Raw genomic sequence first — 14,612 nt, forward strand, 5'->3', positions numbered from 1 at the left:
TTTCCCTCTAGGCCAATACGGTGGAATCAGCTAACGCAGGTAATGAGCAATCAGAGGAACGCTCTGTTCACAACCGTTTTCCACGGTTTCGCGAGATGCCTGACAGGTTAGAAGAAGCCCACTATACAGCCGCTATTCCTATGTTCAGGCAAGTTTAGGGGAAAAGCCGACGCCAGCAATGTGACTGGGTTGGCAGTCGCTCGGCCGCCAAGCTCGAACGAGCCGGCGGCAGAGCGAAACTGTGATGGGTTTGGTGCAATCGGCTAGGACACCTGACCAGACAGCAATGGTGCCAAACGTCTGGCCATTTCATCGCCCAACACTTGCAAGCCGCTCATTGGCCGGATCATCACCTCGAACTCGACAATCTTTCCCTGCTCATCGAAGCGGATCATATCGATACCTTTAAGCTCACGTCCAGCCACCTTGGCCGCGAACTCCAGCACCACATCGAGGCCATCGACGCTGGCCAGTTGGCGCTGATAATGGAAGTCCTCGAAGACATTGAATACCGTGCCGAGAATCAAGGTCACCAGCGGAGCGCCCAGATAGGGCTTGAAGGCCATGGGCGAACGAAATACCGTCTGCGGATGCAGCAGCGCTGGCAGTGCACTCAGATCACCGGCAGCAATCATGGCATGCCATTTATCCAGCGCCTCGGTCACCGCCGGTTGCACGGCCAGCGCTGCCGTCGTGTCCGGCGCGCTCGTCATAGCTGCGCAGCCAGACGCGAGCCCTGATCGATCGCCCGCTTGGCATCCAGCTCGCTAGCCACATCGGCACCGCCGATCAGGTGCACGCTTTGCCCGGTCGCGACCAGCCCGTCCTGCAACTCGCGCAGCGGGTCCTGACCGGCGCACAGGATCACGGTATCGACCGCCAGTACCTGCGGTTCGCCCTCGCCAATACGGATGTGCAGCCCCTCGTCATCGACCTTGAGGTACTCGACCGAATTGACCATCTGCACATTCTTGTTCTTCAATCCGGCACGGTGAATCCAGCCGGTGGTCTTGCCCAGGCCGTCGCCAACCTTGGATTTCTTGCGCTGCAGCAGAAATACCTGACGCGCTGCGGCATGGGGCTGAGCCTGAATCCCGGCGACCCCGCCACGGGCTTGCAGCTGGGTGTCGATCCCCCACTCCTTCCAGAATGCCTCGCGATTGAGGCTAGTGGACTCGCCCTGATGGGTGATGAATTCGGAGACGTCGAAGCCGATACCACCGGCTCCGATCACAGCGACCTGCTGGCCAACCGGCTTGCGCTCGAGGATGGCATCCAGGTAGCTGATCACCTTGGGGTGATCCACACCGCTAATCGCCGGCGTGCGTGGGGCAATGCCGGTAGCCAGGATGACCTCGTCGAAGCCGCCTTCGGCCAATTGCTCGGCACTGACCCGGGTGTTCAGGTGCAGATCGACGCCCGTGGTTTCCAGCTTGCGCTTGAAATAGCGCAGGGTTTCGAAGAACTCTTCCTTGCCCGGAACGCGCTTGGCTACGTTGAACTGGCCGCCGATCTCGCTGGCCGAGTCGAACAGGGTCACGCTGTGGCCACGCTCGGCGGCCACGGTGGCGGCTGCCAGGCCAGCAGGGCCGGCGCCCACCACGGCGATCTTCTTGACCTGGGTGGTGGCAATGTAATTGAGCTCGGTCTCGTGACAGGCGCGCGGGTTGACCAGGCAACTGGTCAGCTTGCCGCCGAAGGTATGGTCCAGACAGGCCTGATTGCAGCCGATGCAGGTGTTGATCTCGTCTGCGCGGCCGGCGGCGGCCTTGTTGACGAACTCCGGGTCGGCGAGGAACGGACGGGCCATGGAGACCATGTCGGCGTCGCCTTCGGCCAGCACCTGCTCGGCAATTTCCGGGGTATTGATGCGGTTGGTGGTGATCAGCGGGATCTTGACCTCGCCGCGCAGCTTGGCGGTGACCTTGGTGAAGGCCGCACGCGGCACCTTGGTGGCGATGGTCGGAATGCGCGCCTCATGCCAGCCGATACCGGTATTGATCAGGGTTGCACCAGCCTGCTCGATGGCCTTGGCCAGCAAAACGATCTCGTCCCAGCTGCTGCCGCCTTCGACCAGGTCGAGCATCGACAGGCGATAAATGATGATGAAGTTCGCCCCCACCGCCTCGCGCACGCGGCGCACGATCTCCACCGCCAGGCGCATGCGGTTGGCGTAGCTGCCACCCCAGCGGTCGCTGCGGTGGTTGGTGTGGGCAGCCAGGAACTGGTTGATGAAGTAACCTTCCGACCCCATGATCTCGACGCCGTCGTACTCGGCCTGCTGGGCCAGCAGCGAGCAGGTGACGAAGTCCTGGATCTGCTTCTCGATGCCCTCTTCGTCCAGCTCTTTGGGCTTGAACGGATTGATCGGGGCCTGGATGGCACTCGGCGCCACCGACTTGGGGCTGTAGGCATAGCGCCCGGCATGCAGGATCTGCATGCAGATCTTGCCGCCCGCCTCATGCACGGCCTGGGTGACGACCCTGTGCTTTTGCGCCTCTTCGGCGGTGGTCAGCTTGGCCGCCCCGGAGTAAACACCCCCTTCCTCGTTGGGGCCGATGCCGCCGGTAACCATCAGGCCGACGCCGCCACGGGCGCGTTCGGCAAAATAGGCGGCCATGCGCTCGAAGCCACCCGACTTCTCTTCCAGACCAGTGTGCATGGAGCCCATCAGGGTGCGGTTGCGCAGGGTGGTGAAGCCCAGATCCAGCGGGGCCAGCAGGTTCGGATAGCGTGCAGTCATGGAAGTCTCCACATCGAGCGTGTGCATTTCACGGAATGCCGCGGCCTCAACTGGACCACGGTCGGTATGGACCAGACAATAAAGAGCCGGCCCCGGCGCCTCAATGACCAAAAATTACAAAATGATGATCAAAATTAACTCTGCCTCTTGGCAGCCCCCACTCATCGCCCTACCCTGTAGCCATGATCCGTAAACTTTCGATATTGCTCGTCACCCTGATCGTCGCGGGTTGCCTGTTGGCATTCCTGATCTGGGCCGAACGGCGTCCAGACGCCCACTACCTATCCGATCTGCGCAGCGCGATCAGCAGCGAGCCGGCACCGGCGCAGGCGCGCGGCAATCTGCTGTTGATCCGCCCGCAACTCTACCCGATGGATTACCAGAGCCCGGCCCACCTGCGCCTGAAACTCGCCGCCGCCTTGGATAAGGCTCGCGAGGCCGGCCTGCTCGGCCCCGACACCCTGGTGGCCCTGCCGGAACATATCGGCACCTGGTTGCTGGCTCGCGGCGAGAAAGTCGAGTTCTATCAGGCCCGCAGCCGCCAGGAAGTGCGCGACTGGCTACTGCTCGGCAACCCGCTGCTGGCCATCAAGGCGCTGCTGCTGAACCTGGATGCCGAGCGCCTGGACGAAGCCCTGCTGCGAATGAAAGCCGAGCAGATGGCCGAAGACTACCAGCAGCTGTTCGCCGGACTCGCCCGCGAGTACCGCGTTACCCTGCTGGCCGGCTCCATCCTGCTGCCCGAGCCGCGGGTGGAGGACGGTCGCCTGCGCAGCGGCGCAGGCCCGTTGCACAACCTCAGCCTGGTGTTTTCCCCGCAAGGCACGATCCAGGGCAGCCCCCACCTCGAGCCCTGGCCCTGGCGAGCCGGCGCCACGGCGGCACAACTGCTCAGCGTCGGCGCAGTGCACTACCGGGTCGAGCGCGACTGGCGCCCCGGCTATCCGCAGAGCACCGTGCACCTGGTTGATGGCAATCGCAGCAGCCCACCGCTGTTCCTGCGCGGCAAGCTGGACTGGCCGATTGGCGGGGCCTCGCGGGACATCCCGCTGACCCCCCGCGAGGTCGAGCAAGCCAGTACGGCGCCAGGCAGTCATCTGCTGAATATCTGGATTGCCCGCGAGTGAAAGCGCAACGGGTTCGCCTCGGCGACCTCTCGGTCGGCTTCGTCCACAGCCTGGACGATGCCGTGCGCCAACTGGGACAGGACCCTCAGCCACTGTTCGACGATTATGGCCTCGATCCGGCCAGACTGGCCGAGCCCGGGGCGCGCCTGTCAATTCCGCGCTACATGCGCCTGGGTCATGCGGCCATTCAACTGACCGGCGAACCCGGCCTCGGCTTGCTGATGGGCCGACTGAGCCGCCTCAGCCAGGTGGGCTTGGCCGGCGTCACCGCAGCCCAGGCGCCAACCGTGCGTGAAGCAGCGCGGGCGCTGATCCGTTTCGAGCCACTGTATGCGTCCAATTACCGCGGCCAGTCCAGCCTCCACGAAGACGCCCGAGGAGCCTGGCTGCGCTTCTATTCGATCAGCCCATACAACGCCTACAACCGCTTCGTCATCGACTCGGTGCTGGCCGGCTGGGCTCAGCAACTGGGTAATCTGGCCAAGCAGCGTCTGGTCGTGGAAAAAGTCCAGATCGAGTTTCCCGCGCCCAGTTACAGCGCGCAGTACAGCGAACTGTTCGACTGCCCGGTGGAGTTTGCCGGCGAGCACAACCAACTGCGCCTGCAGCAGGCCACGCTCAATCTGCGCAACCCCGAACACTGCCCGAGCACCTGGCACCAGCTGCTGGCCATCTGCGAACGAGAACTCGAGCACCTGACCCGCACCCGCAGCCTGCGCGAACGCATCACCCGCATGCTCGGACCGCTGCTGCACGGACGCGAGCCCGACCTGCAGGAGGTCGCCGCGCGCCTGCAGCTGCCAACCTGGACCCTGCGGCGCAAGCTGGCCGAGGAAGGCACGCAATTTCGCACCATCCTCAACGAAACCCGCCGCGATCTGGCCATGGCCTATATTCGCGACACCGAACTGGCCTTCGGCGAAATCGCCTACCTGCTCGGTTTCGCCTCGGCCGAGGCCTTCCAGCGCGCCTTCAAACGCTGGAACCAGCAGACCCCGGGCGAATTCAGGCGCGCCCAACGCCAGGCCGGCTAACGGCCAGTGACCGAGATTCAAATCTCGGTGGCGTCTTCAACCGGCTCGGCGTCATCCTGGTCAAAGGCCCGGGATTCGAGCAGCTCTTCTTGATAGTCATCCATTGGTGGTTCCTCCTGCTTGATGCTTTGGCCGATAAGTACACAGGCCAATCAAGCTAAAGGGGAAAGATGAACACAAGATGACAGTTTGCCCCGTGCAACCAGCATAGGGCACGACCCTCACGGACCGCGCCCCCGCGATACCATCCGGCATACGCGTACGCACCGGGCGGTTCGCGAGGTCACGGTCATGCATCGGGGACGTACCAGCCCCAAGCTGCCGGACCCCGCCATATGCAACTCGCGATTCAGGTCCAGACGACCGTTGCGCCACCCACGCCGTGAGCTCGTGGCCACCGCCTGCATAACCGGCGACCTCGCGCCCGGTGAGCGCCAGTCTCGACAGAGACCAGGGCCGCGCTTCCACTGCTTGGACTGGATCGATCTAAGGGGGTGTCGTATCCATTCGTCCAGCTTGCGCCGGCACGAAGCCGGCTAGCCGTGCTCACTGCAAGTCGGATCGGGTTAGCCCAGGAGCCTGGCGGCTTTATGCCCGCCCTGATCGGCTCATGGCTTGGAGTCACGCTCGCGCCCCACACTCGCCACCCTCAGGCAGCTGCGCGTTACTTCGTTCGCTGTGGCGAGCTGAAGGAGGGACGTTCACCCGCAAGCGTGCGCCCATAGCGGACGCACATAAAAAACCCCCAGGTATCGCTACCTGAGGGCTTCGTATATGGCGCAGCGGACGGGACTCGAACCCGCGACCCCCGGCGTGACAGGCCGGTATTCTAACCGACTGAACTACCGCTGCGTGTCGGATGGGCTTGCGCCCAAAGAACTCTTGCTTCATCGGGAAGAACGGCTGTACTAGCCGTTCTGCCTCATGCCAAGCGAACCTGGCATGGAAAATATGGCGCAGCGGACGGGACTCGAACCCGCGACCCCCGGCGTGACAGGCCGGTATTCTAACCGACTGAACTACCGCTGCGCGTCGGTCGGACTTTCGTCCGAATTCACAAAGAGTGGTGGGTGATGACGGGATCGAACCGCCGACCCGCTGCTTGTAAGGCAGCTGCTCTCCCAGCTGAGCTAATCACCCTTCGCTTTGTGAGGCGCGCAATTTACGGGTGAGACGGACCTAAGTCAATACTCTGCTTAAAGTTTTTCTGAAAATGCAGAAAATATCGCGACACTGCCCAAGGCCATCAGCCACGCGCCATTCCCTGGCGCGGGATAGAAACACCGCTCTATTGCGCCACGCTCAAGGTCAACCTTGCCGCCACGCGATTGCCCTCAGCCCGGTCCAGCCCGGCCTCGACGATCCGCACGCCCTGCTGCTCCAGCCGGCTGAACCAACGCAGTAACTGGTCGAATGGCGCCGACTGCACACTGACCTGCAGCGAACCGTCGCTGTCGCTGTCCAGTCGCTCGATGACCAACCCCTGCTCGGCGGCGCTGGCGGTAACCAGCCCCTGCAAGCGTGCCGGATCGAGACTGACCTGGGGCTTGCTCATCAGGCTGCGCGCCAACGGCGCCTGGGCCTGCAGGTAGGCATGCAGGGCACGCTCCTGCTCAAAGGCGCTGCGTGCCGCGCTCACCCCTTGGCGCGCCGGCTGCCAGAGCATCAGATACAACAGCGCCAGCAGCACAAACAGCGCCAGCAGCCCCAGGGCCAGACGCTCGCGGGCCTGCAGGGCACGCCAACGCTGCAACACCAGCGAGCCTTGCAGCTGCGCCGCAGAGGGTTTCATCCACTCGTTCAAACGACCCATGCTCATCCTCCGATTACCAGACGGGCGCTGACCCCTGCCCCTTCGCGACTGGCCGACCCCAGCTGCACCGCCAAGCCGGCTTCCTGCAGACGCTCACGCAGTCGCTCGAGTTCGGCAAACCCCGGCGCCTGAATCTGCATGGCCAGATCACCCCGCACCTCGCTGAAATCCACCTGTTGAACCAGGATCTGCGTGCCCTCCGCGCTCAGCGCCTGATTCATCTGCGTGAGCAGACCGAGCAAGCGCCCCTGAGCGCTGGCCCCGCCCACCGCCAGGTGCTGATCCAGCTGGGCACGCAGGTTGACCAACTTGTGGTCGTCGGGGAACAGCTCTCTATAGAGCGCCGCGCTGGCCTCGGCGTAGGTCTGCGCCTGATCCTGCAACTGCCAGCCCTGGGCCAGATTGAAGCCCCACTGCAACACCAGCCACAGGCCGACCAGCCCCAGCAGCGGACGCCAGCGCTGCCAGTGGCCACGGCTCTGCTGCGCGGCAAATTCGCCCTGGGCCAGATTGCTGCTGACCACCTGAGCGGCCAGCCAGGCATGGCCATCGACCACCTCGGCAGCCTCATCCAGCGACTCCAGCCCCGTCGGCTTGGCGCTTCGATAGAAGATATGCGGATGCGCGCAGCCGGCGGCCAGCGCCGGCCAATCCTCGCCCGCCAGCGCCAGACGGGCCACTCCTTCGCCGCCGAGCAACCAGCGCGAGTCCAGGTGCAGCAGCTGGGTGCCCTGACGCGGCAGCAGATCGGCATCCACGGCAATCGTGCGTGGCGGCGTTGTGCACAGCGCCAGCCAGCTTGCCAACCAGTCGCGGCGCACGGCAAACACCCGATGACGGCCGTCCTCGAGCCGCTCACCCAGGGCCAGGTGCAACTGCTCGATATCCTCGGCGAGCAACTCTTCCACCGCGAACGGCAGAGCCTGGCGCAACCAGCGGGCCTTCTGCGTCGGCAGGTTCACCGCACAGGCGGTGACCGCCTCGACCGGCAAGACCAGGGTCCAGGCAGCGCCCGCCCCAGCCACCGCTTCGGCAAACGGCAGGCACTGGCTGTCACCCTCATACACTCGCTGCACCGGCAACGCCGCCAGGGCGCCGGCACAGGCCGCAGGCGGCAGAAATACATACAACTGATTCATTGCTCGACTTCCTCGACGGGTGCAGGCGCAACACCGCTCTGCCCCAGATCACGGGCCAGCACATACAAGCTGCCATCGCTGGCACGCTGCAGGGTGCTGCGTAAAACCTGACGGCGATCACCGACGCTGACCTCGCTGATCACCTGAAAATACTGGCTGCCCACGGCCAGCCTCTGGCCCTGTACTTGCAACCTGGGCAATTGCGCGAGAAAACTCGGCAGATCGGCATACCCCTGCCCCGCGCGCCGGACCACCAGATCCTCGGCCGTACTCAGCGGCAAGCCCTCGACCAGGCTCGCCAGCACCCGAGCACTGGCGGTATTGACGTTGAGGGTCGCATCCGCGGGCAAGGCACTGACCCAGGGCAACAGGCGCCGGTAATCGACTTCAGTCATCTCCAGCAGCAGGCGCAACTCGGACACATCGGCCAGCGCACGATTGGCCGCGCGGTAGGCCGGCTCTGCCAGCAGGTACTGATTATCCTCGGCGCCATAGCCACCACTCGACTCCTGATCGGCGTCCAACCAGTCGAGCAAGCGCTCGGCATAGGGCGCCTCGATCTGCAGACCGGAGAGCAGACGACGAAACTGCGCGACTGCCGCGTCGTTGGGCGCCCCCTGGTCTACCAGGCTATTGAGATTGAAACGCCCCGTCGGATCATTGATATGCACTCGCAACTCACCGCCCTCGTCCAGGGCGAACGGCGTCAGCGCCTGCGCCCAGGGTTCCTCCAGATGATCCACCGGCGCACGCGGATCACCCTGCAGCAGGTCACGCCGCAACAGCGCCTTGGCCAGGGTTTCGCCACCCAGCGCGTATTGCCAGGCCTGACGCACATGCAATTGATTGGCGCTGCTGCGAATCGACAGTTGCTGGCGGGCGATTATGCCGGCGCAGACCACCGTCACCACCGCCACCACCAGCATCACGGTGATCAGCGCCACCCCGCGCTGCGCTTTCATGGTTCGGGCACCTCATCCGGTTGTTGCGCCTCGCCCGACTGATCCGCCTGCGCCGCGCCCTCGGGCAGCGCATCGGTCAAGCGCAATAGGCGCCGCAACTCGCCATAACGCCGGTGTTCGAGCACCAGCTCGAGTGCCTGGGGCAAGGTGCTCAAACGTTCTTCTCCACTGGCCGCAGGAGGCGGCCAGCTGCTTTGCCAGTTGCCGTCGCCATCCAGATAACTCAAATGGATGGCTGTCACCCCGTCCAGCGCCTGCTGCACCTGGGGTTGGCTGTCCTGAGCCTGGTCGAGCACCTTCCAGTACAGCCGCTGCCACTGCTCGCCGCTCAGCTGCCAGCGCACCCGCTGCACCTCGGCGCGCGCCAGGCCGAGCGGATTGCGCCAGCCGGCGCGGCTCAGCTCAACCCCGGCGTCATCGCCCTCCTCGCCGAGCAGGGCCGGACGCGGCTCACCAAAGGGATCGCGCACCGGGCGTGCGCTCACCTGCAGCAGGTCGCGCTCGAAGGCCGCGATGGCACGCACCAGCTCGCGCAACTGGTGTTCGTGCTCGCGCGTACTGGAGTCGGTCTGCAGCACGCTGTCGAGCATGCGATAGGTGGCCAAGCCGAGCAGGGCGAACAGGGCGATGGCAATCAGCAATTCGAGCAGGGTGAAACCGCGTGCGCGCCTCATCGGCCATCCTCGAGAAAACCGCTGAGGCTGACCACCGCGCGCTCGCGCGGGTCGCCCGCCAGACTGCCGCTGTCCAGGCGCGGCGCCACCCACAGGGTGACCCGGCGCATGCTCGGTTCACTGGTCGCCTGGATCTCGCTCTGCCATTGCCAGCGCCGCCCGGCGAATGTCAGCTCGCCCTGATCGCGGCCATCACCGGGCAGCGTTTCGGCCAACTGCAGCTCGCTCAAGCGATTATCGGCGATCCACATCGCCAGGGTCTTGTCCTCCAGGCGCGAGGCGGTTTGCAAGCTGCGCGCGCTGGCCGTCAGCACGCTGGCAGCGACCACGGCGAAGATCGCCAGGGCAACCAGCACTTCGAGCAGGGTGAAACCACGGCAGCACCTCATCCGCGCCGCCCCGCCCGGCCGTCATCCTCGACCTCGACCGTGGGCAAGCGGAAGCCATCGCTGGACAACAGCAAACGCAAACCGTCCTTGCGTCGTTCGTTCAGGCGCAAGCGAAAGGGGCTGAGTTCGCCGCTGGAGAGCAGCAGCAATTGCGGTACGGGATCGCCCGCAGCGCGCGACTCGGCCGCCGGCTGCGGCAATTGCAGCGCCTCGCCCTCCAGCTCGACGCTCAACTCGGCCCAGGCGGGCAAACGATGCGACTCATCGTCCAGTGCCTGCCAGCGCGCGGCCAGCGGATCGTAACGCAGCACCCGATAGCCATCGGCGTGCAACAGCAAGCCGTATTCGCGGTTGTCCAGCACCGCTTCTTCGGCCAGCACACCAATCAACCCGGCCAACCGCTCGGCCTCGTTACGCAATTCGCGGGCCGGGCCGGCGATGCCGGTACTGAGCACGGCCAAACCGATCAGGCTGCCGAGAATCACGATAACCACCAGCAGCTCGACCAGGGTAAAGCCCTGGCCTGGTCTGGACGCGCCAATGCGCCGGGCACGCATGGTTCAGTCGAGCCTCATCAGAGATCCCAGTTGCCGATATCGGCATCCAGCTCGCTACCGCCCTGCTTGCCGTCGGCGCCCAGCGAATAGAGGTCGAACGCCCCCTGGGTGCCGGGTGCCAGGTATTGATAGGCAGTGCCCCACGGATCCACGGGCAGGCGCTTGAGGTAGCCGTCACGGTTCCAGTTCTTCGCCGGCGGGTTGCCGGAGGGCTTGTCCACCAACGCCTCCAGCCCCTGCTGGGTGCTTGGGTAGGCGTAGTTGTCCAGTTTGTACATGTCCAGCGCGGCGGCCACCGCCTTGATGTCGCCCCTGGCCACCGTGACCTTGGCCTGATCCGGCCGGCTCATGATCTGCGGCACCACCAGGGCGGCGAGAATGCCGAGGATGACCACCACCACCATTATTTCGATCAGGGTGAAACCCGTTTGACGCTTAGCGGACCGTCGCAAAGCTACCTGCGTTGCCGATCCTGCGTTAGTCATGCTCTCAGAATGCTCATTTACAACACGTAAACTGCGCTTCTTCGAGCATTCCTGCCTTGTCTCGACTGCCTCGCCTACGCTTTTCAACAATCCGCTATTCACCTATTTACCCCACCAACTGATTGAGAGACAGAATCGGCAGCAGGATGGCCAGCACTATGACCAGCACCACCGCGCCCATAAACACCAACATGAAAGGCTCGAACAACCCGACCAGCAGCGCCACCTGGGCGCCCAGGTCGTTTTCCTGATTGCGCGCCGTACGCGCGAGCATCTGGTCCAGCTCGCCGGAGCGCTCGCCGCTGGCGATCATGTGCAGCATCATCGGCGGAAATTGCCCGCTGGCCTCCAGCGCACGAGTCAAGCTACCGCCTTCACGGACCTTTTGCGCAGCCACCACCACCTGCGCGCGGATCACCCGATTGACTATGACCTCGGCGCCGATGCCCAGCGCCTCCACCAAGGGCACGCCACTGCGGGTGAGAATGGCCAGGGTCGAGGCGAAACGGGCGCAGTCAGTGGCGCGAATCAGGCCGCCTAGCAAAGGTACGCGCAACAGAAAGCGGTGCCAGCGCAGCCTCACTGCCTCGTCGCGCAAGGCGAAGCGCAGGGCGAAAAAACCCAGCACGGCGAGAATCAGAGCCAGCCAGCCCCAGCCCTTGACCCACTCACTGGCGACGATCAAGCCGCGCGTCAGCGCCGGCAAGGTCTGCCCGGAGTCGACGAACACCCGCACGATGTCCGGCACCACGTAGCCAAGCAAAAAGCCGACGATCAGCAGCGAGGCGCACATCAGGATCAGCGGATAGAGCAGCGCCAGCTGGATCTTCTGCCGCGACTGCTGGCGCTGCTCGGTGTAATCGGCCAGCTGTTCCAGCACCGGACCGAGGTGCCCGGCATGCTCGCCGGCCGCCACGGTAGCCCGGTATAGCTCGGGAAAGGCCGCGGGAAATTCCTTCAGACTGCTGGCCAGGCCATGGCCCTCCAGCACCCGCGCACGCACCGCCAGCAGCATGCCCTGGATCCGCGGGACGCGGGCCTGGGCCGCCGCCGCGCGCAGCGCTTCCTCGATCGGCAGCGCGGCCTGGATCAGGGTCGCCAGCTGGCGAGTGAGCAAGGCCAGGTCGCGCGCCGACAGCCCGCGCGCCAGACTGAAATGCCCGCCACCAGGGGCCTGCTCACGGGTGCGCGTGGCCTGGACATCCAGCGGCGCCAGCTGCCGCTCACGGAGGATCTGCCGTACCTGGCGGGCACTGTCGGCCTCCAGCACGCCTTTCAGCTGGCGACCATTGCCATCGAGGGCGAGGTATTCGAATGCGGCCAAGCGCTACTCCTCCTGGGTCACGCGCAGCACTTCTTCCAGGCTGGTCAGCCCTTCCAACACCTTGCGCCGACCGTCCTCGCGAATGCTCGGGCCGAGGGTTCGCGCGTGACGGAGCATGTCCTGCTCGGCGGCGGCGTTATGGATCAGGGTGCGCAGGTGATCGTCGAACATCACCAACTCGTAAATCCCGGTACGGCCACGGTAGCCCTGCTCATGGCACTCGCTGCAGCCGCGCGGGTGATACAGGGTCGGCGGCGCTGCGGGCGCGACGCCAAGCAGTGCGCACTCGGCGGCATCGGCCTGGTAGGCCGCCTTGCAGTGCGGGCAGAGCACCCGCACCAGGCGCTGGGCCAGCACGCCGAGCAGGGAGGAAGACAACAGGAACGGTTCGACGCCCATGTCCACCAGCCGCGTGATGGCGCCGATGGCGCTGTTGGTATGCAGGGTGGAGAGCACCAGATGACCGGTCAGGGAGGCCTGCACGGCGATCTCGGCGGTGTCCTTGTCGCGGATTTCGCCAACCATCACCACGTCCGGGTCCTGGCGCAGGATGGCGCGCAGACCACGGGCGAAGGTCATGTCGACCTTGGGGTTGACCTGAGTCTGGCCGATACCCTCGAGGTGATATTCGATCGGGTCCTCCACCGTGAGGATATTGCGCGTGCGGTCGTTGAGGCTGACCAGGCTGGCGTACAGCGTGGTGGTCTTGCCGGAACCTGTGGGACCGGTGACCAGCAGGATGCCATGGGGCTTGCGCACCGCCTCCTCCATCAGCCGGCGATCGCGCGCGCTCATGCCCAGATGCTGCAGATTGAGGCGTCCAGCCTGCTTGTCGAGCAGGCGCAGCACCACCCGTTCGCCATTGGCCGAGGGCAGCGTGGAGACGCGGATATCCACCTCGCGGCCGCCGACCTTGAGGGAGATGCGTCCGTCCTGGGGCACGCGCTTCTCGGCGATATCCAGGCGCGCCATGACCTTGATCCGCGACACCAGCAGCCCCGCCAGCTCGCGCTTGGGCTCGAGCACCTCACGGAGGATGCCATCCACGCGAAAACGCACCACCAGGCGTTTCTCGAAGGTTTCCAGGTGGATATCCGAGGCGTTTTCCTTGATCGCTTCGCCGAGGATGGCGTTGATCAGGCGGATGATCGGGGCATCGTCTTCCTGCTCCAAGAGGTCTTCGATTTGCGGCACCTGCTCGGCCAAAGCCGCCAGATCGAGACTGCCGCCGAGCCCCTCGGCCAGCTGCATGGCCCCGGCTTCGTGCTGGTACGCCTTGGCCAGGGCCTGCTCGAAAGCTTGCGCGCCGAGCGCCAGCAGCGGCAGTCGCTGGCCAAGGAAACGCTGCGCCTCGGCCAGCGCCACCAACTCGACCGCGGGCCTGTAAGCCAGACAGGGCGTCGGCTCGGCAGCCAGCAGCACCACCCCGTGACGCTTGGCGAAACTGAAAGGCAAACGGCGCAAGGGTTGTTCAGTGAGTAAAACGCTCATCCTGGAAATGCCTTGAATCTGTTACGTGGGGTAAGCATCAAGGCCTAATGCTGGCCCACGCTGATATTGGTTAATGATTATTATTATGTGCTGCGAGACTCGAGCACGGGGCCATCTTTAGCACATCATGCACGTCGACACACCACCCTGACGGGTGACTGAAAAATCCTCGTCAACTGACTATGATCGGCGCGCGAACCCTGCCGCACACCCTTGATCCCTGGAGTGACGCCCTTGCCTTTTTCGGCAACTCGACGCTGGCTACAACAGCACGCCACCGCCCTGATCGGTGCCCTGCTGGTCCTGATCATGAGCATCAGCCTGGCCTGGCAGACGGCCGACTGGCTGCGCCTGCTGCGCACACCGGCAGTACCCCCGTCGGTGCAAACGGCACAACAGACAGTCAACGCCGCCGGCCATAGCCTCGCCCAGCTGTTCGGTGCCAATGCATCCGACAGAGCTGCCGCACTGCCCACCAGCCTGCGCCTGACCCTGCTGGGCAGTTTCGTGCATGCCGACCCTGCGCGCTCGAGCGCAATCATTCGCGACGCAGACAACCAGCCTCAGCGCTACTCGATCGACAGCGAAATCAGCCACGGGGTTCGCCTCGCTGCCGTTCATGCAGACCACGTCGAGTTGCTGCGCAATGGCCAACGGGAAATGCTGGCCTTCCCTCGCCGCCAACCCGAGCAGCTGTCCCAGACGCCAGCGCCATCCGCAGCGGATACCCTGAGTCAATTCGACGAACTGCAAAACGATAACCTCACGCAACTGCACGAACGCATGGACGCCCTGCGCCAGCAGATGGAGGCGTCCGGCAGCCTGCCGAGCGACGTCGAAACCACCGACCAGACCACGGAAAGCAACTGAACCG

General features: G+C 64.6%; 14 protein-coding genes and 3 tRNA genes. 3 read left to right on the top strand and 14 right to left on the bottom strand.

Annotation, left to right across the window (positions count from 1 at the left end; genetic code table 11):
* Nucleotides 1–263: 263 nt before the first annotated feature.
* A complete protein-coding gene (locus LJY18_RS09855) occupies nucleotides 264–635 on the bottom strand; it encodes a nuclear transport factor 2 family protein (RefSeq protein WP_442964484.1) in 372 nt (123 codons plus the stop codon).
* Between the two features lie 74 nt (nucleotides 636–709).
* On the bottom strand, nucleotides 710–2,743 hold the full coding sequence (locus LJY18_RS09860; protein ID WP_238041627.1) for an NADPH-dependent 2,4-dienoyl-CoA reductase: 2,034 nt from the start codon (nucleotides 2,741–2,743) through the stop codon (nucleotides 710–712).
* 182 nt (nucleotides 2,744–2,925) lie between these two features.
* On the opposite strand from LJY18_RS09860, the gene LJY18_RS09865 reads away from it, so the two are divergent.
* Entirely contained in the window at nucleotides 2,926–3,870 is a 945-nt protein-coding gene (locus LJY18_RS09865) for a hydrolase (RefSeq protein ID WP_238041628.1), read from the top strand.
* Complete coding sequence (locus LJY18_RS09870) at nucleotides 3,867–4,904, top strand: AraC family transcriptional regulator (protein WP_238041629.1); 1,038 nt, start codon at nucleotides 3,867–3,869, stop codon at nucleotides 4,902–4,904. The genes LJY18_RS09865 and LJY18_RS09870 overlap by 4 nt, the downstream gene beginning before the upstream one ends.
* A gap of 775 nt (nucleotides 4,905–5,679) precedes the next feature.
* Here the strand turns inward: LJY18_RS09870 and LJY18_RS09875 are convergent.
* The 12 genes from LJY18_RS09875 to gspE all read right to left on the bottom strand — a co-directional run bounded on the left by LJY18_RS09875 (nucleotide 5,680) and on the right by gspE (nucleotide 13,738).
* Nucleotides 5,680–5,756, bottom strand: a tRNA-Asp gene (locus LJY18_RS09875).
* Nucleotides 5,757–5,856: 100 nt separating this feature from the next.
* Nucleotides 5,857–5,933, bottom strand: a tRNA-Asp gene (locus tag LJY18_RS09880).
* 35 nt (nucleotides 5,934–5,968) lie between these two features.
* Nucleotides 5,969–6,044, bottom strand: a tRNA-Val gene (locus LJY18_RS09885).
* Nucleotides 6,045–6,192: 148 nt separating this feature from the next.
* A complete protein-coding gene (locus LJY18_RS09890) occupies nucleotides 6,193–6,717 on the bottom strand; it encodes a type II secretion system protein M (protein ID WP_238041630.1) in 525 nt (174 codons plus the stop codon).
* A gap of 2 nt (nucleotides 6,718–6,719) precedes the next feature.
* Nucleotides 6,720–7,856 (bottom strand): type II secretion system protein GspL, encoded by a 1,137-nt coding sequence (gspL, locus tag LJY18_RS09895; RefSeq protein WP_238041631.1) that lies wholly within the window; start codon nucleotides 7,854–7,856, stop codon nucleotides 6,720–6,722.
* The gene (gspK, locus tag LJY18_RS09900; RefSeq protein ID WP_238041632.1) at nucleotides 7,853–8,818 is read right to left on the bottom strand and encodes a type II secretion system minor pseudopilin GspK; all 966 of its coding nucleotides are present in this window, start codon (nucleotides 8,816–8,818) and stop codon (nucleotides 7,853–7,855) included. Before gspK ends, gspL begins: the two co-directional genes overlap by 4 nt.
* Entirely contained in the window at nucleotides 8,815–9,492 is a 678-nt protein-coding gene (gspJ, locus tag LJY18_RS09905) for a type II secretion system minor pseudopilin GspJ (RefSeq protein ID WP_238041633.1), read from the bottom strand. Before gspJ ends, gspK begins: the two co-directional genes overlap by 4 nt.
* The gene (gene gspI / locus LJY18_RS09910) at nucleotides 9,489–9,881 is read right to left on the bottom strand and encodes a type II secretion system minor pseudopilin GspI (RefSeq protein ID WP_238041634.1); all 393 of its coding nucleotides are present in this window, start codon (nucleotides 9,879–9,881) and stop codon (nucleotides 9,489–9,491) included. Before gspI ends, gspJ begins: the two co-directional genes overlap by 4 nt.
* Nucleotides 9,878–10,438 (bottom strand): type II secretion system minor pseudopilin GspH, encoded by a 561-nt coding sequence (gene gspH / locus LJY18_RS09915; protein WP_238041635.1) that lies wholly within the window; start codon nucleotides 10,436–10,438, stop codon nucleotides 9,878–9,880. The genes gspI and gspH overlap by 4 nt, the downstream gene beginning before the upstream one ends.
* 17 nt (nucleotides 10,439–10,455) lie before the next feature.
* Nucleotides 10,456–10,890 (bottom strand): type II secretion system major pseudopilin GspG, encoded by a 435-nt coding sequence (gene gspG / locus LJY18_RS09920; RefSeq protein WP_442964476.1) that lies wholly within the window; start codon nucleotides 10,888–10,890, stop codon nucleotides 10,456–10,458.
* 139 nt (nucleotides 10,891–11,029) lie between these two features.
* A complete protein-coding gene (gene xcpS, locus LJY18_RS09925; protein WP_238041637.1) occupies nucleotides 11,030–12,247 on the bottom strand; it encodes a GspF family T2SS innner membrane protein variant XcpS in 1,218 nt (405 codons plus the stop codon).
* A gap of 3 nt (nucleotides 12,248–12,250) precedes the next feature.
* Nucleotides 12,251–13,738: a type II secretion system ATPase GspE gene (gene gspE / locus LJY18_RS09930; RefSeq protein ID WP_238041638.1), complete on the bottom strand. Its 1,488-nt coding sequence runs from the start codon at nucleotides 13,736–13,738 to the stop codon at nucleotides 12,251–12,253.
* Nucleotides 13,739–13,963: 225 nt separating this feature from the next.
* Here gspE and LJY18_RS09935 point away from each other — a divergent pair, with 225 nt between their 5' ends.
* Nucleotides 13,964–14,608, top strand: coding sequence for a type II secretion system protein N (locus LJY18_RS09935; RefSeq protein ID WP_442964477.1), 645 nt, complete (start codon nucleotides 13,964–13,966; stop codon nucleotides 14,606–14,608).
* The last annotated feature ends 4 nt before the right edge of the window (nucleotides 14,609–14,612 follow it).

It is taken from the genome of Pseudomonas sp. MMS21 TM103, from assembly GCF_022132145.1.
Classification (GTDB): domain Bacteria; phylum Pseudomonadota; class Gammaproteobacteria; order Pseudomonadales; family Pseudomonadaceae; genus Aquipseudomonas.